The sequence below is a fragment of the Ralstonia sp. OTU4908 genome, assembly GCF_038440115.1.
GTDB lineage: Bacteria > Pseudomonadota > Gammaproteobacteria > Burkholderiales > Burkholderiaceae > Ralstonia > Ralstonia pickettii.
In genome coordinates this window covers 18,181-43,311 of sequence record NZ_JASATD010000035.1, presented here as the reverse complement: position 1 = coordinate 43,311, position 25,131 = coordinate 18,181, and the positions used below count along the sequence as shown (strand labels likewise).

Genomic DNA, 25,131 nt, shown 5'->3' with positions numbered 1-25,131 from the left:
GAAATAGCCGGTTGACCTAGCCCGCGCGAGCGATCAGGTTGGCAACGGCTTCCTGGCTATGTGCAGCCAGCGCCCGGCGGTCCATCTCGGGGGCCACGGCGGGGCCTACGAACACCTCCACCACCAACGGCGGCCCGTTCAGCATGGCGTTGATCGTATCCATCATCGACAGATCGCCGATATACGCGGGAATGGTCGTCAACTCGCCCGTCGCGGCAATGCGATAGCGCAGCGCCAGCGGGCGGATCGGTGCGCCTGCGCTGACCGGCGCCTGAAAAAGGTTGGCGTGGAACGGCAGCAGCTGCAGCCCGTCAGACGTCGTCCCTTCAGGAAACACGCAAATGGCATCGCCAGAACGCATTGCATCGGCAATGACGTGCATGATGCGATGCGCGTCGCGTTTGCGGGCGCGCTCGACGAACAGCACGCCGGTCTGCGCGCACAGCCAGCCAATCACCGGCCAGCTGCGAATCTCCGATTTGGCGACGAAGCGCGGCGGGTACCAGCTGTTGATCGCATAGATGTCGATCCACGAGACATGGTTGGACACCAGCATGGAGCCAGCCAGCTCCTTGCCCGCGACGGGCTCGCCATGCACCACGAGCGACACGCGGAAGAGCGCGAGCAACTTGCGCGACCACCGCTGAATCAGCGCCTGTTTGGTGTGCGGCTTGATCCACCAGAACAGCAGCGCGCACGTGACAAGGCCCTCGACCAGATGTACGAGCAACCGCAGCTTGCGCAGCACATGCTTGCGCTGCGGCGTGCTGGCCTCGGCGGGCGCGCTTGCCACGCGCTGATCAATGCCCGTCATAGGCAAGGTGGCCGGCGACCATTGTGGCGCGCACGCGGCCGGCCAGCTCAAAGCCAAGGTACGGCGAGTTCTTGCCCTGGCTGCGCAGAGCGCGCGGCTCGAGTTTCCAGGTCGCGTCCGGATCGAATACACACACATCGGCCATCGCACCCACTTCCAGCGAACCCGCATGCAGGCCCAGCACGCGAGCAGGCTCGCTGGTGATGCGGGCCAGCGCCTTCGAAAGCTCGACCTTGTGTTCGGTGGCCCAGCGCAACGTGAGCGGCAGCAGGGTTTCGAGGCCGGTCGCACCCGGCGTGGCCTCGGCAAACGGCAGCAGCTTCTCGTCGTCATCCACGGGCGTGTGGTCGGAGCAGATCGCGTCGATCGTGCCATCCGCCAGCGCACGCACAATGCCATCGCGGTCGCGCCCGGAACGCAGCGGCGGCACGAAGCGCATCTGCGAATTGAAGTAGCCGATGTCGACGTCGGTCAGAGAGATGTGGTGGACATTCACATCGCACGTGACCGGCAGGCCTTCGGCTTTTGCGCGGCGTACAAGCTCGATGCCGGCGGCCGACGACAAACGGCACAGGTGAACGCGGGCGCCTGTGCTGCGAATCAGTTCGAAGATGGTATGCAGGCGCACCGTCTCGGCGATTACCGGCACACCCGAGAGGCCCAGGCGTGAAGCCAGCGGGCCGCTTGCGGCCACGCCGCCCTTGCCCAGATACGGGTCTTCGGGGCGCAGCCAGACGGTGAAGCCAAAGGTCTGCGCGTATTGCAGCGCACGCATCAGCACTTGCGTGTCGGCCATCGGCGCATCGGTCTGCGAGAAGCCCACGCAGCCAGACTCTGTCAATTCGGCCATCTCCGTCAGCACCGCGCCCTTCAAGCCGACAGTGAGCGCACCGAGCGGATACACATGCGCCTGGTTCAGGTTGCGCGCGCGAAACTTGAGCATCTCGACCAGGCCGGGTTCGTCCAGCACAGGATCGGTGTCCGGCGGGCACACCAGCGAGGTCACGCCGCCGGCCATGGCCGCGGCCATTTCCGATTCGAGCGTGGCCTTGTATTCGAAACCCGGCTCGCGCAGGCGGGCGGACAAGTCAATCAGGCCCGGGCAAACAACCAGGCCCGTCGCGTCGATGGTCTTGTTGGCATGGAAATCTGCCGGCGCGTGGCCGACACCGACCACCTTGCTTGCCGCGATGTACAAGTCCTGTTGTGCGTCGATACCGTTGGCCGGGTCGATCAGGCGGCCGCCTTTGATATGCAGTTTCATTGCTCTTCTTAGTCGTTGTTGCCAGCCACGATGCCCATGACCGCCATGCGCACCGCGATGCCGAACGTCACCTGATTCAGGATCACCGATTGCACACCGTCGGCCACGGCGGAGTCGATCTCCACGCCGCGGTTCATCGGGCCGGGGTGCATGACGATGGCGTCCGGCTTGGCCAGCGCCAGGCGGTCCTGCGTGAGGCCGTAGGCCTTGAAGTATTCCTGCGCGGAGGGCAACAGCGCACCGCTCATGCGCTCGTTCTGCAGGCGCAGCATGATGACCACATCCACGCCCTTCAGGCCCTCTTCCATGTTGTGGAAGACCCGCACGCCCATGTGCTCCAGTCCGCCCGGCAACAGCGTGCGCGGGCCGATGGCACGCACTTCGGCGCAACCCAGCGTCGTCAGCGCGTGGATGTCGGAACGCGCCACGCGCGAGTGCAGGATGTCGCCGACGATCGCCACCGTCAGGTTGGAGAAATCCTTCTTGTAGTGGCGGATGGTGAACATGTCGAGCAGCCCCTGCGTGGGGTGCGCATGACGGCCGTCGCCTGCATTGATCACGTGCACGTGCGGAGCGACGTGCTCGGCGATCAGGTACGGCGCCCCGGAACTCGCATGCCGCACGACAAACATGTCCGCCTGCATCGCCGACAGGTTGTTGATTGTGTCGAGCAGCGACTCGCCCTTGCTCGTGGAAGACGCATTGATGTTCAGATTGATCACGTCCGCCGACAGCCGCTTGGCTGCGATCTCGAACGTGGTGCGCGTGCGCGTGGAATTCTCGAAGAACAGGTTGAACACGCTCTTGCCGCGCAGCAGCGGCACCTTCTTCACCTCGCGGTCGGAATCCGATACGGAGACGAACTGCTGCGCGGTGTCCAGCACGTGCGTGAGGATGTCGCGCGACAATCCCTCGATCGACAGCAGGTGCTTAAGCTCGCCGTTTTTCGTGAGCTGCGGGTTGGCAAAAGTCTTGGGCATGGAGAAACGAAAGGCGACGAGGTCAGTACAGGTCAGGTCAAAGCCGGTGCGGTGCGCGCTTGAAGTCAGGTGCCCTTGGGCTCGCGCGTGAAGGTGAAGCGCGCGGCAGCGCCCTCGCCGGCTTCGCTCAGCACGAGCGATTCATCGGCGGGCAGCGTGATGCGTTCTCCGATGTAATCCGGCGCAACGGGCAGTTGGCGTTCACCGCGGTCGACCAGCACGGCCAGCTCCACCGCCGCCGGGCGGCCGTAGTCGAACAGTTCATTGATGGCCGCGCGGATGGTGCGGCCGCTGGCCAGCACGTCGTCCACCAGCAGGATGCGGCGCTCGTTCACGTCGAACGGCAGCGTGGTGGGTTGCGCCTTGGCGTGCAGGCCTTTCTTGGCGTAGTCGTCGCGGTGCATCGCAACATTGACGACGCCGTATTCCGGCAGGCCAAGGTCATGCGCCAGCCGCCTGGCGATCCAGGCGCCGCCGCTGACAATGCCGGCCACCGACCAGGTGTGGCCGTCGGCCAGCCGCGTGCGCAGTTGTGCAACGAGGCCCTGGTACAGCGCCTCGGCATCGATCTGTTGCGATGTCATGCGTGTTCGTCGAAAAACTGTTGGAGGATGATGCGCGCGGCTTCTGCGTCGAGCACATCGTCGGAGGCACCGGCATCCTGCGCGGCGATGGACGAATAACGCTCATCCACCCAGGTGACCGGCAGGCCATAGCGGCCGTGCAATTGATTGCCGAAGCGCTTGGCGAGCTTGATCATCGGCTGTTCCTCTCCGTCGGGGTGGACCGGCATGCCGACCACAAAACCCACAGGCTGCCATTCGCCGACCAGCCGGTTGATCTGCGCGAACCGGAAATCGACCGAGCGGTTCGGGATGGTTTCCAGCGCCCGCGCCGAGCGCGTGATGGAATTGCCGAGCGCCACGCCAATGCGCTTTTCGCCGTAATCGAATGCCAGCAAGGTGCCTTCTGCGGGCATGGAAGCGGGGGCCGGACGCGCCGGCTCAGGCATGCCCGGCCTCACCTGACAGCATGGCGGGGTTGATGCCGAGCAGGTTCAGCGCCGCGGCAAACCGCGCTTCGGGAGGCACGTTGAAGATGATCTCGGGATCGGCCTGGACGGTCAGCCAGCCGTTGCGGCTAATTTCGTCTTCCAGTTGACCGGCACTCCAGCCGGCATACCCGAGGGTCAGGATGAAACGGTGGGGGCCGCCGCCCTGGGCGACGGCTTCCAGCACATCCTTGGAGGTGGTCATTTCCAGCCCGCCCGGCACCGCCAGCGACGACGAATACGCGCCCGTGGCGTCGTGCAGCACAAACCCGCGCTCGGTCTGCACCGGGCCGCCGTAGTACACGGATTGTTCTGCCAGGGGATGGATTTCGAGCTTGAGGTCGATCTTGTCGAACAGCGTCGCCAAGTCGATGTCGATGGGGCGGTTGATGACGAGCCCAAGCGCACCGCGCTCGTTGTGCTCGCACATGTACACGACCGTGCCCGAAAACGTGGAGTCCGCCATGCCGGGCATAGCGATCAGGAACTGATTCGTGAGATTGATAAGTGCGTCAGGCGAGGCCATGGAGGGAGTTTACCAAAAGCCCCCGGCCGCTGCCCCTCTCATTTGGAGGAATCGGCCTTCAGCGCAAGGTTTTTTGGGATTACGCATTGTGCCGCTTCAGGCACTTGGCCCGGTTGCATGGGGTGGCGTGGTGTTTAGCGCTTCCAGATCGGCGGCTTCCAGCCAGCGCCATTCGCCCGGCGCCAGATCCCCCAGCGACAACCCGCCAATGGCGCTGCGGTGCAATCCAGCCACATGGTTACCGGCGGCGGCCACCATGCGTTTCACTTGGTGGTATTTGCCCTGCGTGAGCGCCATGCGCAAGTGGTGCGCGTCCACGCGCTCGGCCCAGGCGGCGGCAACGTTTTCATTTTCGTCAGCCAGCAGCACGCCGGCGCACAGCTGGGCGATCTGCGCATCGGTCACGGGCTCGGCGGTGGTGATCTCATACACCTTCGGCACCAGGTGGCGCGGGCTGGTGATGGTGTGGACGAACTGGCCGTCGTCGGTCAGCAGCAGCAACCCCGTGGTGTCCTGGTCGAGCCGCCCGACGCACTGCACGGCGCGCTCGCGCAGCGGCACCGGCAGCAGCGTGTACACGCTCGGATGATGTTTCGGCTTTTGCGAGCACTCCACGCCGGCCGGCTTGTTGAGCATCAGATAGGCGCGGGCGTGGTATGCCCAGCGTTCGCCGTCGACATCCAGGACCAGGCCGGCGGTATCGACCAGCGCATCGGGGCTTTCCATCTCGACGCCGTTGATGAAGACCAGCCCCGCGAGGACGAGGTCCTTGCAATAGCGGCGGGTGCCGAAGCCCTGGGATTGGAGGATGCGATACAGCGGAAGACGGGAAGAATCAGCCATGACAACAACGTGAACAAAACAAAAAGGGGCGAATTTTGCGATACGCTCCGCCAGTCTAAAGAGCAACCGATTCCATCCGATGCCCTCCACCGCCCCAAGCCGCCAGCCTTACAACATCGGAGCGCACTTCCAGCGTGGTCTGGTGTGGTTACGGCGCGATCTGCGGCACGTTGACCACGCGGCGCTGCATTATGCCTTGCGGCACTGCCGCGAGGTCTATTGCGTGTTCGTGTTCGATCGCGACATCCTCGACGCGCTGCTTGCGCGCGGGCTCAAGGCCGACCGCCGCGTCGAGTTCATCCGTGCGTCCATCGAAGAACTCCGCGGCGCATTGCGCGAGGCCGGCGGCGACCTGATCGTCGTCCATGACCACCCACGCCACGCGATTCCGGAGATCGCGCGCCAGCTCAACGTTGAAGCGGTTTTCGCCAACCACGACGAAGAGCCTTCCGCGCAGGCCCGAGACGAAGCGGTGCGCAAAGCATTGGCGCAGCAGCCGTGCGCCTGGTTCGACTTCAAGGATCAGGTGATCTTCGAGCGCGACGAGATCCTGAATGGGCAAGGCAAACCGTACGGCGTCTTCACGCCTTACAAGAACGCCTGGTTGGCCGCGCTGACGCCGTTCGACTTGCGTGCGTATCCGACAGAGCCCTACTTCGGCGCGCTGGCGAAGCCGCCTGAGGCACTTGCGCACCCAACGCCTGCGCTGGAAGCGATGGGCTTCGCCCGCACCAATCTGTCGGAAATCGCGCTGCCCAGCGGCATGTCGGGCGGGCAAACCTTGCTCGACGAATTTGAAGAGCGCATGGACGACTACCATGCGCGCCGCGACTTTCCCGCCGTGCGCGGGCCCAGCTATCTGTCAACGCATTTGCGCTTTGGCACCGTGTCGATCCGCACGCTGGCCGCGCGTGCCCATGCCGCCATGCTGCGCGGCAGCCGGGGCGCGGCGACGTGGTTGTCGGAACTGGTCTGGCGGGATTTCTATTTCATGATCCTGCACCACCGCCCCGATCTTGCCGATGGCGCCGCGTTCCATCCGGAATTCGACCGTATCCGCTGGGTGGACGGCGACACTGGCGACGCGCGCTTTGAAGCGTGGAAGGCCGCGCGCACCGGTTATCCGCTCGTCGATGCGGCCATGCTGCAGATTTTCCAGAGCGGCTACATGCACAACCGCCTGCGCATGGTCGCCGCCAGTTTTCTCATCAAGGATCTTGGTATCGACTGGCGGCGCGGCGAGCAGTATTTTGCCGACGTGCTCAACGATTTCGACTTTTCCGCCAATAACGGCGGCTGGCAGTGGGCCGCGTCCAGCGGGTGCGACGCGCAACCGTGGTTCCGCATCTTCAACCCCGTCACGCAATCGGAGAAGTTCGACCCGCAAGGCCGCTTCATCCGCAAGTACCTGCCGCAACTGGCGAAGCTGCCCGACAAGTACATCCATGCGCCATGGACGGCGCCGGCCAATGTGTTGAAGGAAGCAAGCGTGGTACTGGGCGAGACGTATCCGCTGCCCATCGTCGACCACGCGGCCGCCCGCGCAGCGACGCTCGACCGCTATGCCGTCACCAAGGCACATCGCACATCGGGCGCTGAGGCTGCGGCACTCAGCAAAGCCAGCGCCGACGATTGAAGATCACCACCCGCCAAAAACAACGGGCCGGTGTGTTACCGGCCCGTTGTTGTTTGTGCGAAGCGTCTCGTCAGCCTGCCTTGGCCGCCGGTGCGCGCTCGCCGATGAGGTTGCGCAGATGCTGGAGCAACTCCTCTTCGTTGTACGGCTTGCCCAGGTAGACGTTCACGCCGATCTCCGCTGCGTATCGGCGGTGTTTGTCCGCCGTACGCGAGGTGATCATGATGATTGGCGTGGCGCCGATACGTTCGTCCGCACGCACGTTGCGTGTGAGGTCGAAACCATCCATGTGCGGCATTTCGATGTCGACGAGCATTGCGTCGGGCGTGATCTCCTGCAACTGACGCAGCGCATCCACACCGTCGCGTGCGAGCACGGCCTGGTAGCCGGAGCGCGTAAGCAGACGCTGCGTGACCTTGCGCACCGTAAGCGAATCGTCGACCACCATGACGATCGGCTGTGTGGCGAGGCCCGGCACGGCGTCGGTGCTGCCGTCGCGCTGCAGCTCGGCTACGGCGCCCGTGGCTTCCGGGTCTGACAGGCTGCGTGCAACCGCTTCGCGCTCAAAGCGCTGCGTGAGCACCACAGGGTTGTAGATCAGCACGATCTCGCCGTCGCCCAGCGTCGTTGCACCGGCGATGCCTTCCAGACGCGCAAGGTGCGGGCCAATGTGCTTGACCACGACTTCGCGGTTGCCGATCACTTCATCGACATGCACGGCGGCGCGGTCAGCACCGTTGCGCACCACCACGGCCGGCGAGTACTTGCGCCCGCTCGTGACGGACGTCGCTTCTTCAAGCAGCGCGCCAAAGTAGTGGAACGGCACGGGGCCCGTCGGCAGTTGAAGCGCGGCGGCGTTGTACGCCTCGGCCAGCGCCTGCGGGCGCAGTTGCTGCACGTGGTCGATCATGCCCGACGGAATCGCGTACACACGCTCGCTCACACGCACCAGCAGCACCTGCGTAATCGCAGTCGTCAGCGGCAGGTGGATGGTGAAGCGCGTACCGACTTCCGGCGTGGTCTGCAGCGAGATCCGGCCGCCCAGGGCGACGGTTTCTGCGCGCACCACGTCCATGCCGACACCGCGGCCGGCCAGTTCCGACACCTGATCGGCCGTGGAGAAGCCCGGCGTGAAGATCATCTCGGTGAGGCGCGCGTCGCTGGCTTCTTCGTCAGCCGCCAGCAGTTGACGCTCCAACGCACGCGCGCGGATGCGATCGAGGTTCAGGCCCGCGCCGTCGTCGACGAAGTGCAGCACGACTTCGTTACCCTCCTGCTGCACTTCCAGCGTCAGTTCACCGGCGGGGGCCTTGCCCTTGGCGCGGCGCTCGTCGGCCGATTCAATGCCGTGCGCAACCGCATTCCGAATCATGTGTTCCAGCGGGCCGCCCATGCGGTCCAGCACGCTGCGATCCAGTTCTACCGTACCGCCCTTGATGAACAGCCGGACTTCCTTGCCGGTTTCCGCTGCTGCCTGGCGCGCCACGCGATACAGACGGTCGGCCACGGTATCGAACTGCACCATGCGCGCACGCATCAGGCTGCGCTGCAGACCGCGCGTGAGGCGCGCCTGCGTTTCCAGATCGAGCGATGCCTGATCGAAACCGCGGAACAAGTTCTGCTGCACCGTCGCCACGTCGTTGACGGACTCGGCCATCATCCGCGTGAGTTCCTGCAAGCGCGTGAATCGGTCGAACTCCAGCGGGTCGAACGACTCGGAATGTGCAGCCGCATCGGCAATGCGCGACTCCATCTGCGTTTCGGCCTGGATTTCGATCTCGCGCACCTGCGAGCGCAAACGCGCCACGTTGTCGTTCAGTTCCGACAGATAGGTCTTGAGCGCATCGACTTCCGACTCAAGGCGCGCACGCGCCGCACCGACTTCGCCTGCATCGTTGATCAGCGAATCGAGCGCACGCGCCTGCACCCGCACCATCGCGCGCTGGCGTTCGGCCACTTCCAGCGCCTCGGCTTCGGGGCTTCGCGTGCCGGCCAAATCGACGCTGGTGGTGGCCATGGCCGGCAGCATCGACGTATCGGACGGCGTCTGCGTTTCGGACGATGCCTGCGCAACGTCGGCATCGGCAAGGCCGGCATCGAGCGGCAGCAGGTTGCCCGCGCCCAGCGCATCGACGTGCGCCTGAATGCGGTCGAACCAGACGTAGAGCTTGCGGAACAGCGCGTCGTCCACGCGGTTCTGGCGCAGGCCGCCTTCAATGGCGCTTTCCATTTCGTGCGCGGCCTGACCCAGCGTCATGGCACCGGCCATGCGCGCACTGCCCTTGACGGTGTGCAGATTGCGCAGCAGCAGGCCAGCGGCATTGCGGTCCTGCGGCGCGGCTTCCCATGCACGCAGGTGCTGGCCCAACTCGGGCAGCGCAACGTGCGCTTCCTCCAGGAAGATCTCGAGCAGCGCCGGGTCGAGCGCGTCGGTCGGCGCCTGGCGGACCAGCTCACCCACAGCGGGCTCGGCCACCGGCGACTCGTGCGCGGGCACGAACGTCGACGTCACCTGTGCCGGTTCGAAGCCGGGCTCGCCGGCCAGACCTGCGGTTTCGTTCTCGGCTTGTTCGGCTTCGGTAAAGGCGGCAGGCGCCGGCTCCAGCGGCAGGCGCGGACGCACGAGCAGCCGCTCGCACAGTTCGTCCAGGCTGCGGCGCAGCGGCTCGTCGGTGTCCGGCCAGAGGCTGGCGGCAAATTGATGCAGCATGCCGCGCATGCGCTCGACGGCTTGATCGAGCAGGCGGAAGTCGCCCGGATGCATCGCCACCGGGCGGCTATTCAGGTTCAGCAGCACCTGCTCCAGCGCCCCAGCCAACTGGCGCACGGGCTCCAGCTCAACCACGGCGGAACTGCCTTGCAGCGTGTGCGCGGCGCGCAGGGCCAGCTCGCTCGGCGGCGTGCGGCCTTCGTGGCGCCACTCCGAGAAATCCACACCCAGGCGGCGGATCAGATCATCGGCTTCCTGCAGGTAGACGTTGTACAGCGCCACGCTGATGCGGACCGGACCAATCTCCTTTACACCATCGTCGTGCGGTACCTCTTCCGGCTCGCCGGTCTGCGCGAACGGGAATGGGATCACCTTGGCGTCGGCATCGGCGGCCACCGGTTCAGCGGCGGCTTCCTGATGGGCCTCTTCCACGTGCTCTGCAACCGGCTCGACTGCCTCATGCTCGACCACCGGTGCGGTGGCCTCGGACATCGGCGCCTCGACTTCGGGCAACGCAGGTTCATCGTCCCAAATGAGCGCGACGGCTTCTTCGGCTTCAGCAACTGGGGCGTCCGGCGCCGCCAGCTCCATCGGCTGCACGGCGTCGATCTCGTGCGATGCGATCTCCCCAGCCGGCACTTCGGCCGCTTGCGGCTCCACGTGTTCGGAAGCCGTTTGCGCTTCAGGCACGGCCTCCAGCCACACGAACGGGCCGCCATGGCGCACCCGCTCTGCGGCGGCGACCAGCGGTTCGATGGCGTGATCGGCTTGGGGCGATTGCGCGATGGCAGCGGCCCACGTCGACAACTCGGACTCGGCGCGCGTGAGGAGCGCGGCCAGGTCAGGCGTCGGCACACGGCTCTCGGCCAGCCAGACATTCATCACCTGCTCGATGGCCCAGGCCGCCTCGCCATAGCGCGTGAGCCCGACCATGCGGCCCGAGCCCTTGAGCGTGTGGAACGCGCGGCGCAGCTGCGTAAGCAAGTCTAGGTCCGAACCGGCAGCCAGACCGCCTGTGCCCATGTCGGCAGCGGCCTGCAGACCCTGCAGATCGGCGCGCACGCCGGCCAGCACTTCTTCGGCTTCAGACAGGAAGATGTCGAGCAGCTCGGCATCAATGGATTGGGTATCCCGTGCGGCAGTTGGCGCAGGTGCGGCGGCGGCAGGCGCGGCAACCGGTGCAGCCAATGCGGCCTGCATCCGTTCAAGCGCGCCGGGGCTGCCAACCTGCCATGCATCGAACTGGGCCAGCGCCTCTTCCAGGCGGCGTCGGCGAGCCGGATCGTCGTCGATGGCGGCGGCATCGCGCGCTTCCTGCAGCGCAGTGCGCAGCTCCGCAGCCAGCGGGTCGGTCGGGTCGACCGGTTGCTTGGCCAGCAGGCGATCGAGCAACGATTGCAGCGGCGACGCCGCATCGGCGTTGGCCGCGTCTGCGCCGGACTGCGTTTCGGACTGCGGCTCGCGGCGGGCCAGCATGCCGGATTCGGTATCGAAGACGAACTCGTGCCATGCGGTTTCGCGCTCATTCGGCGTCAACCGGCCTTCGATGACGATCTCGTCGACTTGGCCACCGGTCAACTCTGTGCCGGCGGAGAGTGCATCCAGCAGGGCCTGCAGGCCGCTGACGTTGGCGGCCAGCGCAGCCAGATAGCGTTCACGATCGGCAGTTGCGCCCTCGCCCGCGGCTTGCAGCGCGTTGATGGTCGATTGAGCAGCTTCGGTGGCGTGCACAGCCTCATAGGCGTCGAGCGCGGCAAAGGCTGTCTGCATCTCGCCGAACAGGCGGGCGGCTTCCTGCAGACCGCCGCCTTCTGCGCCTTCGCGCTCGAAAGCGTCGAGGTGCGTTTCGGCAGAGGCAAGCAGCGTTTGCAGCGCGCGAACCTGCTCGGCTCGCGTGCGGCGTTGTGCAGCTTCTGCGGCCAGCAGCGAGAGCCATGCGGGAGCCGGCACGGCGTGACCGTCTTGCGTCGCGCGGGCGTGTTCGGCCAGTTCGCTGCAGCGGGCGGCAAACCACGCGCTGCGCAGGTCGCCGGATTCGCCATGCACCGCCCACGGGCGGGCCAGCATGCGCGAGAGGAATTGCAGCGTGGGCGCAACGTCCTGCCCGGCAGCTTCGGTCAGACGGTTCGACAGGTCGGACAGGGCCGGCTGCCCCAGCGCATCGGCATGCAGCGCCAGCGTCTGCAGTGCAGCGTCGAGTTCGTCCGCAGCGGGCGCAGGTTGTTGGCTCAGTGTTTCGAGCGAGCGGCCGACGCGTTGCAGCGTGTCGCTGGTGTCCGTCGGCAGCAGCGCGTAATACTGGCGCGTGTGCAGTGCGCCAGCCGGTGCGTGCGTAGGCGGAATCGCAAAGGCCTCAACACAGGCCACGATGTCCGGGCCGAGCGTGTCGTCGCCCACCGGCGTTGCCGGCGCGTTGTTGTACGCCATGCCGGCCAGCAAATACAGCGCGTCGGTCAGCAGGCCTTGCGGCAGATGGACGTTGTTGTGCGAGTACTGGCGCAGCAGCAGGTTGACGCGTGCGGCGAGGCGCTTGGCGGTCATGTCGGCCGGCACCAGGCCAGCACGCAGGGCGCCAAAGGTCAGGGCCAGCACGAGCCACAGATCGCGGTGCAGATCGTCCCCGGCGCGGCGCGGTTCACGCTCAAGCGCGCGGATGCCATGCAGGAGGTCTTCCAGTGGCGCGTAGGCTGCTGCGGCGGCAGACGGATCCACCACCGCACCGTCGGCGTTGGAGGCCGGCGCCCGCAGCGCGGTCAGCAACGCGAGTTCGAACTTGCGGCGCAGGCGCGCCAGTCCCGGCAGGTCGCGCGAGGGCAGCAGCAACGCTGGCAGGTGGCGCAACTCATCGGCCCACAGGTCGGCCGGGTGGATGCGCTCTTCGCCCAGGCGGGTGAGCACGGCTTGATACGGCTGGAACAGGCGCAGCGGCTCTTCGCCCATACCGGCCATCAGGTCGGCCACGTATTCCTGCAACGCCTGCACGGCGCGCGAGAACACATCCAGCGTCTGGGCGTCGGCGGCGACGGTGCCGGCATCCACTGCCTCAAGCAAGCGCTTGGCGGCCTGGCAATACACATCGACACCGCGCAGACCGACAATCAGCAACGCGCCGGCAGCCTGGTGCAGATATTGGCCGGCGAGGCGCAGCGATGTCGTATCGCGCGCACCGATGACCTCCGGATCGGCGATGACATCGGCTGCGTATTCGCCGAACTCGCGCACGGCATCGTCGAGCGCGGCGCGCATGTTGGGCGCAACCCACGCCAGCGCGGAGAGATCACGTGCGGGCACGGCGGCTTTCGGACGAACCGCGGGGGCCCCGGTCGCCTCAAGCGAGGCAGGATGGGACTGGGCGGGCTCGGCGGCAGATTGATGACGCATGTGTGCTTCCAAAAAGCAGGTGGCGGTTGCCGCGATTGCCCCGGGGTGGCCCCTTCGGCGTTCCCGCCCGAAATCCAGTGGTGACGAGATCAGGCGATGCGGAACCGCGCCACGGAGTCACGCAGTTCTTCAGCAAGCTGCGTCAGCTGGCGCACCGACTGTGCGGTCTGGCGCGTACCCGTGGAGGTCTGCTCCGTGATATGCAGGATCTGTTCGATGTTCTGCGCAACGTCCGAAGCCAGCGTCGCTTCGTGCGACGTCGTCTGCGAAATGCTCTCAATCAGTTCGGCAAGCTGGCGCGACACGCGGCCGATCTCCACCAGTGCGGCACCGGCGTTATCGGACAGCTTCGCCCCTTCCACCACACCCGCCGTGCTGCGCTCCATGGCGTGAACCGCGTCTTGCGTGTCGGTCTGGATGGTGCGGATCAGCGCCCCGATCTGCTTGGCTGCCTCGGCCGAGCGTTCTGCCAGGCGCTGCACTTCTTCTGCCACCACCGAGAAGCCGCGGCCCGCTTCACCAGCCGATGCGGCCTGGATGGCCGCGTTCAGTGCCAGCACGTTGGTCTGCTCGGTAATGTCCGAGATCAGCTCAACGATTTCACCGATCTCCTGCGACGACTCGCCCAGACGCTTGATCCGCTTCGAGGTTTCCTGAATCTGATCACGGATGTCGTTCATGCCCGTGATGGCGTTCTGCACGGCCTGCTGACCTTGCTCGGCAGCGGCCAGCGAGGCGCGTGCGACGTTGGCCGATTCCGCTGCGCCGCGCGAGACCTGCGTGATGCGGTCCGCCATCTCCACCACCGACTGACCGGTCTGGCGGATCTGGCGCGATTGTTCTTCGGATGCGGCCACCAGGCTTTCCGACGTGGTCTGCACCGCCGACGATGCCTGCGTCACCTGCTCGGCCGTCTGCTGCACCCGGCCGACCAGCTCGCGCAGTTCTTCCACGGTGTAGTTCACCGAGTCGGCGATGGCGCCGGTAATGTCTTCCGACACGGTGGCCTGCTTGGTCAAGTCACCGTCTGCAATGTCCTGCAGCTCGTTCATCAGACGCAGAATTGCAGCCTGGGTGGAATCGTTGTTGCGCTTTTCCACCATCCGGCGCTCTTCAGCTTCGCGCTGACGGGCTTCTGCTTCCATCGTACGCACGCGCGAATCGCGCAGGTACAGGGCGGCGAGGCCGGCCAGGCAGACCACGGTCAGGATGGCCGACAGCACCACGGCACCGAGCGTCACCGGACGGCTACGCACGCTGCCGGCATAGGCCGACTGCAGGTCCGACAGGTCGGCACGCAGCTTTTCGTTGTCGTTGAAGATCTGCTGCTGGGCGCGCTTGGCGGCGATCAGGCCCGGCAGGTTTTCCAGAATGATCTGCGTGGTCTTCTGCACGTTGTCGAAGCGGGTCGACAGCTCTTGCAGATAGCCCTTCGTCTCGGCATCGGTGGCGGCCGACAGGCGCAGCGCTTCCGAGCCGTTGAGCAGGCCGTTCAGGGTTTCGCGGAAGGTGTTGGTGTCCTTACCGAGCAGGAACGCCGTTTCCGGGTTCACGCCTTCGCCGGCCAGGAACTCGTTCATGTTCTTACCCAGACGCTGCGTCAACATCACCAGCTGCGACGAGGCGGCCACTTCACGCGCCGGCGCGTTGGTCTGCAGCTTCATCGACGAGATCTGCTCGGCTTCTTCCAGCAGTTCGGGGTTCGACGCGTTGAACACGTTCAGCGTCTTACCCACCGCCACCAGCGTCTTTTCCTGCGCCAGAATGGCCTGGGCGCTCTTGTCGCTGCGCTTCCACTCTTCGATCGACTTGTCGAGCAGCGCTTCGGCATCGCCACCCGAGGCGCGTACACCGCGCTCGGAGTTGCCGTTCTTCAGCGCATCGAGGTTTTCCTGCAGACGCGCGCGGCTCTCCTTGAGCTGGGCGAATGCGTTGGTGTTACCCAGCAGCGCAACCGGCACCGCCTTGGCCAGACGCTGCGAGTGCATCAGCGTGTCACCGGCAATTTCAATCTGCACCGAACCGTTGTTGGCTTGGCGGTTATCCAGGTACACCGAGATCAGCAGGGCCAGCAGACCGACCACCAGGCCGATCGTGAACACGCGCTGCTGCGCGGCAAACGGCACGCGCTCCATCCAGCCGACCACGGCATCCATGGGCGAGCGGCCCAGTTGTGTGGGCGTGCCAGCAGGATTGTCGTCATCCGTATGGGACGCATTGTCCAACTGCGCCAACTGCACGGAAGCCGCCGACGCGCCCTCCGCTGCAACCTCCGGCGCCCCTGCCTCACCGGCACGGCGACCTGCGTTGAACCACTTGAACCCCATAGGACCCTCTTTTCTTGTCGATGCTGCCGTCCCGTTCTGTCGAGATCAGCCGCATGGATTTCCCGTCCGCGTTCGCGCCTTGTTCCATCTGGCGTGGTACGCACCTTCGGCGATGCCCGTGAATACACCTTGGCCACCTGGCGCGCCCTGTTGCACGCGCCTCGCACCGCCTCTTGCCCCTGCACACGCCGCTCCCGTTGCGGCGTGCCCAATCTTTCTTTCTCGTGTGCTCTACGGCTCTACGGCCTGATTGCCCACTCGCTTTACGTGCGGCTACGACCGACCTGCAGGAACGCCGGATCGGCCAGCAACTGCCGCACATCCAGTTCGCGCCATTGCGTGCCCTGCGCATCGCTCCAGGCGCGTCCCAACCACGGGCGCCCCTCTTCCGCCGTGGCTTCCGCAGGCTGCAGATCGCTCAGGCTGCGCAGGCCGGCCACGCGCGGCACGACAATCGCGCACGCACGCTGGGGGTCTTTGGACAGCACCACGATCTTGGCGCCGCTGCCACTGCCCGTCGGCGCTTCACCGCAGAACAGGCCGAAATCGATCACGCCGAGCAGATTGCCGCGCGCGTTCACGAGACCGAGGTACCACGGCTGTGTGAGCGGCACGCGTGCGGGCGGCTGGTAGTCCAGCACCTCGCCGGTTTCGGTCAGCGACAGCAGCCAGTGGTGCTCGCCGATCTGCACGCCCAGAAAGCCTTCCGTCGCCGACTTGGCGCGCGCCTCCTGCAGGCGGCGGGCCAGCATCGCCTGGTATTCGTGCAGGCGCTGGCGGGAGGTCAGGTTGGTGCGCTGTTCGTTCACGTCTGGCTCATGTCGGGTGCTGGGTCTTTGCTGCGCGCGGTCTCGAAGTCGCGCTTCTAAACGAACTGTCGCAGCATCACTGCGCCAGCTTGGCGATCTTCTCGAGCAGCTCTTCGGCCTTCACCGGCTTGACGATGTAGTCCGATGCGCCCTGGCGCATGCCCCACACGCGGTCGGTCTCCAGGCCCTTGGTCGTGCACATGATCACGGGGATGCCCTGGAAGCGTTCGTCCTTCTTGATGGCTCGGGTTGCCTGGTAGCCGTTCTGGCCCGGCATCACCACGTCCATCAGGATCAGGTCGAAGGTTTCGGCTTCGAGCTTGGTCATGGCCTGCTCGCTATCGGCAGCGACCGTCACCTTGAAACCGTTCTTGCCGAGAATCTCCGACAGGTGCAGCGCTTCGGTCGGAGAATCATCGACCACCAACACTTTCTTGATTGCCATACAAACAGTCCTTCATTAAGAGAGATGCCGTCACTGCGCAGCGGCTTGCGCCACCGGCAAATGCGTCTGGACCGCCTCCAGCAGCGCTTCCTTCGAGAACGGCTTGGCGAGATGGTCCACCGCCCCGACCGACTTGCCCCGCGCACGGTCAAAAATTCCGTCGCGCGAAGACAGCATGATCACAGGCGTGGCATGAAACTTTGGGCTTTTCTTGATCAGCGAGCAGGTCTGGTAGCCGTCTAGATTGGGCATCAGGATGTCGCAGAACACGAGATCGGGCTTCAGGTCACCCACCTTGGCCAGTGCGTCGAAGCCGTCTTCGGCCAGCACGACCTGGCACCCGGCCTGGGTGAGAAAAATCTGCGCGGTACGGCGAATGGTGCTGGAATCGTCGATTACCAGCACTTTGCAGCCTGTCAGGGAATGCGCCAGCGGAGAGTTCGCCAGCGGTTGAGAGTCAGCCAGTTGTTCCACCCGCGCGGATTGCATCATGTTCTCGCAGTGCGCGACCACGGGTCGCCACGACATTCTGACCGGATGGATCGCGGCAAATCGCCACGCAGCGTGCCCTCCAAACGGAAAAGGCCCACGCTGGCGACGACTTCAAAACTACGCCCCCCGGCCCGCTTATGAAGTGTGAAGCTCAGAATTTGACGAAGTGTGACAAGTCACCTATTCGCCGTCAATGGCGCCGGCCGTCCGCCGAGCGCTTGTGGCATGGAAGCGACGAGCCCATTCATCGAACCGTCACTTCCTGATACTTGGCTGTCAGCAAGAGGGCAAACACTCACTTGCTGACGGGAGACAGGTCAGATCCGGATCAGATCTGCACCATTTCGAAGTCTTCCTTGCGCGCGCCGCACTCGGGGCACGTCCAGTTGATGGGCACGTCTTCCCACTTCGTGCCGGGCGCAATGCCGTCGTCCGGGGCGCCTTGTTCTTCGTCGTAGATCCAGCCGCAAATCAGGCACATCCACGTCTTGTATTCAATCTGTTGTTCCATAGGGCAAAGCTTCGGTGGGTTCCGTCTATTAAAATGGCAGGCCAGATGGTACCGAATCACGCCCGGCTGCGCCAGAACAGGCACCGGGCAGACACGGTGTTTGACCGCATCCAACCCGGATCTGCGGCAAACCACCACATAATCGCCTCGAACCGCCTTTAAACCGTGCCGCAGCGCCGCTCAGCCCGGCGCCACGCTCTCTCTGAACACCCTCCATGTCGACTCCCTCCCGCAGCGCCGCCCTGTTTGAACGTGCCCAGAAGACCATCCCCGGCGGAGTGAACTCGCCGGTACGCGCCTTCCGCTCGGTGGGCGGCACCCCGCGCTTCATTGCCAAGGCAGCCGGCCCGTACCTGTGGGACGCCGACGGCACGCGCTATATCGACTACGTCGGCTCATGGGGCCCGATGATCGTCGGACACGCGCACCCGGACGTCGTGCGTGCCGTGCAGGACGTGGCAGCCGACAGCTTCTCGTTCGGCGCGCCTACCGAGGCCGAAGTCGTCATGGCCGAGGAAATCTGCAAGCTCGTGCCGTCGATCGAGCAGGTGCGGCTCGTGTCGTCGGGCACCGAAGCGACCATGAGCGCCCTGCGACTGGCCCGCGGCTTTACCGGGCGTGACCTGATCGTCAAGTTCGAGGGCTGCTACCACGGTCACGCCGACAGCCTGCTGGTCAAGGCCGGTTCGGGCCTGCTGACGTTTGCCGATACGACGCAGAACGCGCCCTCTTCCGCCGGCGTGCCGGAAGACGTGGTCAAGCACACGATGGTGCTGCCATACAACGACGTCACCGCGCTGCGCGAGGCGTTCGCGCGCCACGGCAAGGAAATCGCCGCCGTGATCGTCGAGCCGGTGGCCGGCAACATGAACCTCGTGCGAGGCAGCAACGAATTCCACCAGGCCATGCGCGCGCTGTGTACCGAGCACGGCGCCGTGCTGATCTTTGACGAGGTGATGACGGGTTTCCGCGTGGCGCTCGGTTGCGCGCAGGCGCTGTACGGGATCAAGCCGGACCTGACGTGCCTGGGCAAGGTGATTGGCGGGGGCATGCCGGCCGCGGCGTTTGGTGGCCGCCGCGACATCATGGGATTCCTGGCGCCGCTAGGCAACGTGTACCAGGCGGGCACATTGTCGGGAAATCCGCTGGCCGTGGCGGCTGGCCTGACCACGCTGCGGCTGATTGCTGCGGAGGGTTTCCATGACAGGCTCGCTGTCCAGACACGAAAACTGGTGGATGGGCTGGCCGAAATTGCGCGCGAGGCTGGCGTGCCGTTTGCCGCTGACAGCGTGGGCGGCATGTTCGGCATCTACTTCCGCGAAGGCGTGCCGACGAGCTTTGCCGAAGTCACCAAGAGCGATGTTGGGCGCTTCAATGCGTTCTTCCATGCGATGCTGGATCAGGGCGTCTATCTGGCACCGTCCGCGTTTGAGGCGGGTTTTGTGTCCGCCACGCACGATGATGCGATTCTGGATGCGACGTTTGAGGCGGCCCGGAAGGCGTTTAAGGGTATTTGAGTTTCTTGTATTTGGGGGATGGGACTTGGCGGTGCATCCCCTGTTTCATCCCCTGCCGGGACTGAAACGGGGATGAACCACCAAGAAAACTCAAACCCGTCCAACCACCTCCCCTAACTCCCGCCCCAAACCCTCGGAAGCCATCATCATCGGCGCCCGCAACACATTGCGAATCAACCCCTCGGCAGCCAGCCAAGCCTTCAAAGGTCCAGGATTCGTCTCGGCAAACAGCAACCGAATCACCGGTGCCAGCGCATGATGCAACCACCGCGCATCGTTCAACCGTTGTTCTTGCACCGCCCTTGCCATCTCGACAAACAGCTCCGTGCGGACATGCGCGGCAGCAATAATCGCCCCGACACCGCCGGCGCACAGCGTGCCGAACACCTGCGCATCTTCCCCGGCCAGCACCTGCAACCGCCCGTCGGCGATCAGGCGCTGCGTCTTGTCCGCGTCGCCGCCGCAATCCTTGATGCCGTGGATGTTCGGATGCGCCGCCAGCGCGAGCAGCGTTTCGGTGTCGATGTTTGCACCGGTGCGATACGGAATGTCGTACAAGAGCACCGGCACAGGCGAGGCGTCGGCCAGTGCGGTGAAGTATTCGATGATCCCGTCCTGCGATGGCCGAATGTAGAAAGGCGCGGGAATCAGGAACGCTGCCGGCCGATGCTCAGCGAGGCGCAGCATCCGCTCGCGTACAGATGCGAGGGCGCTGCCCGAGACGCCCATCACTACGGGTAAGCCGTCGGCGGCGGCACGTACCGTATCGAGCACGTCGGCCTGTTCTTGGTCCGTCAGCGCAGCGGCTTCACCGGTACTGCCACACGCCACGAAACCCGCGACGCCCAGCTCGCGATACCGCACCACTAATGTATACAGGGCGCCGTGGTCCACCGACCGTGCCGCGTCATCGGCAAACGGCGTCACGATGGGCACCCAGATGCCCGCATAAGACGGACGCTCGCGGGTGTACAGATTGATGGATGAATTTTCAAGCACGACTTCACTCCTGGACGAATCAACGACCGGTCAAGAACCGTCAGAAGCGCTTCGGGAATGCGGCCCCGCGAGATGCGGGTGAGAGGCAACCGTGTCTAACGTATCGGTCAACCGCTGTTCCGTCGCCCATCTGACGGAACAGCGCTCCGGTCAGACGAGCGGCTGTTTGGTGGCTTTTTTGGCGCGCGCGAGCGTCGACACGACCGACAGGCTGAAGGCCGGTGCCGTGCTGATCGACGAGGGACGGGAAATCACGCGCATGGAAATTGTCAAAAAAGTCTCCATACCGTACTGATGTGTGACTGGAGCGTCAAGCGCATAAGCTACAGTGCGCTGAAACGTCATGTAACGACGTCGGTCTCATGCCACATTCTTTTCGGATTCAAGATCTAGAGGATTTCATGACCCCTGCCCTGACCTTCCGCTCGACGCGTTTTTCGGTGCTGCGCTGGCTGGCGCTGTCGTTGGCCGTGCTGGTTGTGCCATTCCTGTCTGCGTGCGGCTACAACGATTTCCAGGCGAAGGACGAAGCCACCAAGGCGGCCTGGGCCGAGGTGGTCAACCAATACCAGCGTCGTGCGGACCTAATTCCGAACCTGGTGAATACGGTCAAGGGCTATGCGTCCCACGAAAAGGACACGCTGGAGGCCGTAACCAAAGCGCGCGCGGCAGCCACCAGCTTCCAGATCACGCCGGAGGTGCTGAACGACCCGGCGGCATTTCAGAAATTCCAGCAGGTGCAGGGGGAGCTTTCGAGCGCGCTGTCGCGCCTGATGGCCGTGTCGGAGAACTACCCGCAGCTCAAGGCTGACCAGTCGTTCCGTGATCTGCAATCGCAGCTCGAAGGCACCGAGAACCGCATCACCGTGGCGCGCCAACGCTACATCAAATCGGTACAGGACTACAACGTGCTGGCCCGTAGCTTCCCGACCAACCTGACGGCCAAGGTGATGGGCTACCAGGTCAAGCCGAACTTCACGGTCGAGAACGAGAAGGGGATTTCCACCGCCCCGGCAGTGAAGTTCTGACGAGCTGACGATCATGTCGATGCGCGCGCGTGCCTGTTTCGCCTTCCTGCTCACTGCAGCCCTGTGGCTGGCCGCCGCGTTGCCTGCGCGCGCGCAAACCGACATGGTGGCCGTGCCGCCGCTGGCCGCGCGCGTGACCGACCTGACCGGCACGCTCAGCGCCGAACAGAAGAGCGCGCTCGAGCAGGTGCTGGCCGATTACGAACAGCAGCGCGGCAGCCAGATCTTCGTGCTGATGGTGCCGTCTACCGCGCCGGAACCCATCGAGGCGTACGGCATCCGCGTGGCCGATGCGTGGAAGGCCGGCCGCAAGGGCGTGGACGACGGCGCGATCATCCTCATCGCCAAGGACAATCCGGCATCGCTGCGCAAGATGCGCATTGAGGTGGGGCGCGGGCTGGAAGGTGCGCTGACCGACGCGCAATCCAAGCGTGTCCTACAGGACGTGATGGCGCCGCACTTCCGCCAGGGCGATTTCTACGGCGGGCTGTCGGCAGGTATCTCGGCCATCCAGACCGTCATTGCACAAGAGAGCCTGCCGCCTGCCGAGCGGGCGAAGCGTCAGCAATCCGGCGGCGGCATCGGTGATTGGCTGCCGGTGCTGTTTCCGCTGGCGATCATCGTGTTCTTCGTGCTCAGCGCGGCCATGCGCTCGGGCGGGCGCGTGACGGGCAGCCTGCCCGGCCGGCCCGGCTCGCGCGTGGTGATGGGCAATCGCGGCTGGGGCCCGGGCACCATTGGCGGCTTAGGCGGTGGATTGGGCGGCGGCTGGGGACGCGGCGGCGGTGATTTCGGTGGCGGCGGCGGTGGAGGCGGCGGTTTTAGCGGCGGGGGTGGTGGTGATTTCGGTGGCGGTGGCGCCTCCGGCAACTGGTAACCGGTGAACGTATCCATGGCTTCCACGACCCGACATCACCACGGCGCGCGCCGTGCCCTGACCCATCTGCTGACAACCTCGTCGCATGCAAGGCGGGCGTTTCCGCCGGCGGATCTGCAAAAGCTTGAAGCCGCCGTGCGCGAAGGCGAACAACACCATCGCGGCGAAGTGCGCGTCGTCATCGAGAGCTCGTTGCCCGTGCGCGACGCCTGGGCCGGGATGTCGCCGCGGCACCGTGCCCGGACGTTGTTCGGGCTGCTGGAGGTGTGGAACACGCGCGAGCACGTGGGCGTGCTGCTCTACATCAACCTGGCCGACCACGCGGTCGAGATCCTGGCCGACCACGGTATCGCCGCCAAGGTGGACGCACACGCGTGGCGCGCCATCTGCGAGACCATCACGCGTGGCTTTGCGCAGCGCGTGACCATGGCGCCGGTGCTCGACGCGCTGGCGCAGATCAACGACCTCCTCGCCGCGCACGTGCCTTCCGATGGCACGCCGCGCACCAATGAGCTGAGCGACCGGCCGGTCGTGCTGTAACGGCGCAACGCTTCATTTATTTTTCCCCCTGCCGTGCTGGGCCATGTTTCAGAACTGAAACGGTTTCGACGCGCCCGGCCGCGCCACCCCTGTCAGCCACGCGCCTAATCCTTCCATACGAGGGGCTGGCTACGCGCGCATCGGGCGTCGAGATCAGGCCCAGCTTCCGCCGTAGGCCACCTCTCCGATAAAGCGCTCCTCTCTTCCTGCAAGACCCCGCCCGAGACACCTTGCGGCCACATCGAGCCGGACGACTGCACCGCATCGCATCTTGTCCTGGCAAGCGCCCCAATGTTTCAGCAATGCACGCATTGGCGCGGGTGGCACGGATGCGGGCTTACCCGCGGCTTTTTGCAGCGCACAACGCGCATCCGTCACTTTCACGTTTGGCATTTGCGCAAAGCCCATGTGCGTCATCGTTTGCTGTCTTGCATGCGGCACAAATTCCGCGTGACGCCGGGGAAACAAGCGCCGGCCTTTTGCCTGGGCTAGACGCTCACCTGCCTGCTCAACCATTGAAAATCAAGGACTTAGCAGCAATGGCACGGTCGTCGCTCTTATGTTTCGCACAACATAGCGGCGGACCGTTCCGGAAACTCCAGACCAAGCTTCAGAGAGATCAACGTGAAAACCAAGACTGCAGGAAGCAAGCGCAAGAGCATCGGAGCTGCCGGCATTGAGCACGCGTTGCTGCTGACGTTCGTCGCTTTGGCAATGGCCGGATTTCGTCTGAGCGTCAAAACGTCCACCGGCGCGATCTGGAACAACACGTCGACAGGGTTGTCGTCGATGGCCAGCTCGCGTCAATCCGGAGGTGGCGGCAGCGATGACGGCAACGGCAACAACGGAAACGGAAACGGAAACGGAAACGGAAACGGCCATGGTCACCACGGTGACTGAAGCGGGCAAGCGGCGCGCCTCAAAGCACCTCATGTGGTGACGGACCGACGCGCCGGTCGCGACAACAAGAACACGGCACCCAATTTGGTGTCTTGGGGAAGTTCAGAACAGGGCCAGTGCCATTGAACACAGGCCCATTGCGAAGCGCACCGGCACGGTAGCCGGACGATCGCAGGTAGTGGTTTTTGCAGTATGCCCGGGCGCGAACCGGTTCCTGAAGGTCATACCGGCCGATTCGCGACACCCATGGCGCAACCGTCGCACCAGCGGCGATGCGCACGGCGAGGCAGCGCGGGTGGCTTGCCACACGCGTCGCCCCTGGGCAGCGGTGAAGTCGGGGGAGCCTCGTCTATCGCGTAGTGAACTGGAACGTGCCGGTCCTGGCTGGCATGGCGCCGGCACTCGCTCGCGAAATCCCGAACCCCCTCGATCCGACCCTGGCCGGCTTGCCTGGCCAAAACGCGCCCGATCTTCAGCGGTGCGCTTTTCCTTGAACCGTGACCAAAGGAGTTGGACATGAAAGCCATGATCAAGCGTTTCGTGCGCGAAGAAGACGGTGCAGCCGGCGTGGAATACGCACTGCTGCTGGCATTTGTGGCACTGGTGATGGTGGCCTCTGGCCCCACCGTCAAGGCTGCCGTCGGCAGCATCTGGAGCACCATCGCGACCCAGCTGTCGACGGCCGCCGCCTGAGTAGTGTTTGTGTGCCCAGGTCAGGTCCGGAGAACTCGGACCTGATCCGGCCGAATCGATCCTGGCCGACAGCGCCAACGGCGTCGCACGGACAGGAAACAAGACAGTGCCCCCGGGGGACCGGTGCCATGACCACTTCGACTCACCTCAGCCTAGCCAATCTCGCCCTGATTCTGCTGGTGCTTACGGCCGCCGCGTACGACGTGCGCACCCGCCGCATCCCGAACTGGCTGGTGGGCATGGGTCTGGTCAGCGCGCTCGTAGCACAGGGCATGGCAATCGGCGTGGGCGCAGGTTGTCTAGCTTGGCTTGGCGGCGCCGCTGTTGGCATTGGCTTGTGCTTCGGGTTCTTTGTGCTCGGTGGCATGGGCGCGGGCGACGTGAAACTGATGGGCGCGATCGGCGCGTTCATGGGGCCGTTCGGTGCCTTTCATGTGGCCTTGGTGAGTTTTCTTGCGGGCGGTGTACTGGCGCTCGTCATGGTGCTGCTGCGCCGGGAGGCACGCCGCTCGGCGGCGGGGGTCTCGGCGCTATTGCTGTCAATCCCGTTCGGCAGCAAGGCCGTGCATGCAGAAGGGCAAGGTCCGAAGCACGGTGGAACGATCCAGTTGCCTTATGCGGTGGCGTTTGCCGCAGGCACGTTGCTGGTGAAGTGGGGAGCGATGTAGTCGAGGGGAGGAACTCTGGCGCGTGCCCAAGCGCTGCAAGAACAGCTGACGACCACCGGTCAGGCACGACCGGTCAACAACGTCCCAGGCACGCATCAGATACCACGGCATTCAAGGGCC

At 64.9% G+C, this 25,131-nt stretch carries 23 protein-coding genes; 9 read left to right on the top strand and 14 right to left on the bottom strand.

All coding sequences use genetic code 11. The features are described from left to right. Positions 1 to 16 precede the first annotated feature (16 nt). From AAHM38_RS21110 to AAHM38_RS21080, 7 genes are all read right to left on the bottom strand, one after another. Complete coding sequence (locus tag AAHM38_RS21110) at positions 17 to 814, bottom strand: lysophospholipid acyltransferase family protein (RefSeq protein ID WP_012761333.1); 798 nt, start codon at positions 812 to 814, stop codon at positions 17 to 19. Then, positions 801 to 2,078: a dihydroorotase gene (locus tag AAHM38_RS21105; RefSeq protein WP_012761332.1), complete on the bottom strand. Its 1,278-nt coding sequence runs from the start codon at positions 2,076 to 2,078 to the stop codon at positions 801 to 803. Before AAHM38_RS21105 ends, AAHM38_RS21110 begins: the two co-directional genes overlap by 14 nt. 8 nt (positions 2,079 to 2,086) lie before the next feature. Continuing rightward, positions 2,087 to 3,058: an aspartate carbamoyltransferase catalytic subunit gene (locus tag AAHM38_RS21100; RefSeq protein ID WP_009238895.1), complete on the bottom strand. Its 972-nt coding sequence runs from the start codon at positions 3,056 to 3,058 to the stop codon at positions 2,087 to 2,089. Between the two features lie 65 nt (positions 3,059 to 3,123). Next, positions 3,124 to 3,642, bottom strand: a complete 519-nt coding sequence (gene pyrR, locus AAHM38_RS21095) for a bifunctional pyr operon transcriptional regulator/uracil phosphoribosyltransferase PyrR (protein WP_116577051.1) — start codon at positions 3,640 to 3,642, stop codon at positions 3,124 to 3,126. Continuing rightward, positions 3,639 to 4,070 carry a Holliday junction resolvase RuvX gene (gene ruvX, locus AAHM38_RS21090; RefSeq protein WP_116577050.1) on the bottom strand — a complete coding sequence of 144 codons (432 nt, stop codon included), beginning with the start codon at positions 4,068 to 4,070 and terminating at the stop codon, positions 3,639 to 3,641. Before ruvX ends, pyrR begins: the two co-directional genes overlap by 4 nt. After that, entirely contained in the window at positions 4,063 to 4,635 is a 573-nt protein-coding gene (locus AAHM38_RS21085; protein WP_009238898.1) for a YqgE/AlgH family protein, read from the bottom strand. The genes ruvX and AAHM38_RS21085 overlap by 8 nt, the downstream gene beginning before the upstream one ends. Before the next feature lie 96 nt (positions 4,636 to 4,731). Then, positions 4,732 to 5,478 (bottom strand): pseudouridine synthase, encoded by a 747-nt coding sequence (locus tag AAHM38_RS21080; protein WP_116577049.1) that lies wholly within the window; start codon positions 5,476 to 5,478, stop codon positions 4,732 to 4,734. A gap of 79 nt (positions 5,479 to 5,557) precedes the next feature. Here AAHM38_RS21080 and AAHM38_RS21075 point away from each other — a divergent pair, with 79 nt between their 5' ends. Continuing rightward, positions 5,558 to 7,114 (top strand): cryptochrome/photolyase family protein, encoded by a 1,557-nt coding sequence (locus AAHM38_RS21075; RefSeq protein WP_116577048.1) that lies wholly within the window; start codon positions 5,558 to 5,560, stop codon positions 7,112 to 7,114. Between the two features lie 70 nt (positions 7,115 to 7,184). On the opposite strand, the gene AAHM38_RS21070 is transcribed toward AAHM38_RS21075, so the two are convergent. The 6 genes from AAHM38_RS21070 to AAHM38_RS21045 form a co-directional block, all read right to left on the bottom strand. Beyond that, a complete protein-coding gene (locus tag AAHM38_RS21070) occupies positions 7,185 to 13,205 on the bottom strand; it encodes a hybrid sensor histidine kinase/response regulator (protein WP_116577047.1) in 6,021 nt (2,006 codons plus the stop codon). A gap of 89 nt (positions 13,206 to 13,294) precedes the next feature. Next, the gene (locus AAHM38_RS21065) at positions 13,295 to 15,532 is read right to left on the bottom strand and encodes a methyl-accepting chemotaxis protein (protein ID WP_009238902.1); all 2,238 of its coding nucleotides are present in this window, start codon (positions 15,530 to 15,532) and stop codon (positions 13,295 to 13,297) included. 263 nt (positions 15,533 to 15,795) lie between these two features. Continuing rightward, a complete protein-coding gene (locus AAHM38_RS21060) occupies positions 15,796 to 16,341 on the bottom strand; it encodes a chemotaxis protein CheW (RefSeq protein WP_065856963.1) in 546 nt (181 codons plus the stop codon). Between the two features lie 76 nt (positions 16,342 to 16,417). Beyond that, positions 16,418 to 16,786, bottom strand: a complete 369-nt coding sequence (locus AAHM38_RS21055) for a response regulator (protein WP_004629647.1) — start codon at positions 16,784 to 16,786, stop codon at positions 16,418 to 16,420. 30 nt (positions 16,787 to 16,816) lie between these two features. Next, entirely contained in the window at positions 16,817 to 17,314 is a 498-nt protein-coding gene (locus AAHM38_RS21050) for a response regulator (RefSeq protein ID WP_009238904.1), read from the bottom strand. Positions 17,315 to 17,606: 292 nt separating this feature from the next. Beyond that, positions 17,607 to 17,789: a rubredoxin gene (locus AAHM38_RS21045; RefSeq protein ID WP_003261842.1), complete on the bottom strand. Its 183-nt coding sequence runs from the start codon at positions 17,787 to 17,789 to the stop codon at positions 17,607 to 17,609. 215 nt (positions 17,790 to 18,004) lie between these two features. On the opposite strand from AAHM38_RS21045, the gene hemL reads away from it, so the two are divergent. Further along, complete coding sequence (hemL, locus tag AAHM38_RS21040) at positions 18,005 to 19,306, top strand: glutamate-1-semialdehyde 2,1-aminomutase (protein WP_009238905.1); 1,302 nt, start codon at positions 18,005 to 18,007, stop codon at positions 19,304 to 19,306. Between the two features lie 90 nt (positions 19,307 to 19,396). On the opposite strand, the gene dapA is transcribed toward hemL, so the two are convergent. Next, the gene (dapA, locus tag AAHM38_RS21035) at positions 19,397 to 20,305 is read right to left on the bottom strand and encodes a 4-hydroxy-tetrahydrodipicolinate synthase (protein ID WP_116577046.1); all 909 of its coding nucleotides are present in this window, start codon (positions 20,303 to 20,305) and stop codon (positions 19,397 to 19,399) included. A 91-nt stretch (positions 20,306 to 20,396) separates the two neighbouring features. Between dapA and AAHM38_RS21030 the strand changes: the two genes are divergently transcribed. The 7 genes from AAHM38_RS21030 (at position 20,397) to AAHM38_RS21000 (ending at position 25,011) form a co-directional block, all read left to right on the top strand. Then, on the top strand, positions 20,397 to 20,600 hold the full coding sequence (locus tag AAHM38_RS21030) for a hypothetical protein (protein ID WP_116577045.1): 204 nt from the start codon (positions 20,397 to 20,399) through the stop codon (positions 20,598 to 20,600). Positions 20,601 to 20,706: 106 nt separating this feature from the next. Then, on the top strand, positions 20,707 to 21,333 hold the full coding sequence (locus tag AAHM38_RS21025) for a LemA family protein (RefSeq protein WP_116577044.1): 627 nt from the start codon (positions 20,707 to 20,709) through the stop codon (positions 21,331 to 21,333). Between the two features lie 13 nt (positions 21,334 to 21,346). After that, positions 21,347 to 22,210 carry a TPM domain-containing protein gene (locus tag AAHM38_RS21020; RefSeq protein WP_116577043.1) on the top strand — a complete coding sequence of 288 codons (864 nt, stop codon included), beginning with the start codon at positions 21,347 to 21,349 and terminating at the stop codon, positions 22,208 to 22,210. Between the two features lie 15 nt (positions 22,211 to 22,225). Then, entirely contained in the window at positions 22,226 to 22,750 is a 525-nt protein-coding gene (locus tag AAHM38_RS21015; RefSeq protein ID WP_009238910.1) for a TPM domain-containing protein, read from the top strand. A 624-nt stretch (positions 22,751 to 23,374) separates the two neighbouring features. After that, positions 23,375 to 23,650, top strand: a complete 276-nt coding sequence (locus tag AAHM38_RS21010; protein ID WP_179817669.1) for a pilus assembly protein — start codon at positions 23,375 to 23,377, stop codon at positions 23,648 to 23,650. A 516-nt stretch (positions 23,651 to 24,166) separates the two neighbouring features. Next, positions 24,167 to 24,343: a Flp family type IVb pilin gene (locus tag AAHM38_RS21005; protein WP_009238912.1), complete on the top strand. Its 177-nt coding sequence runs from the start codon at positions 24,167 to 24,169 to the stop codon at positions 24,341 to 24,343. A 128-nt stretch (positions 24,344 to 24,471) separates the two neighbouring features. Beyond that, positions 24,472 to 25,011, top strand: coding sequence for an A24 family peptidase (locus AAHM38_RS21000; protein ID WP_009238913.1), 540 nt, complete (start codon positions 24,472 to 24,474; stop codon positions 25,009 to 25,011). Positions 25,012 to 25,131: the final 120 nt, after the last annotated feature.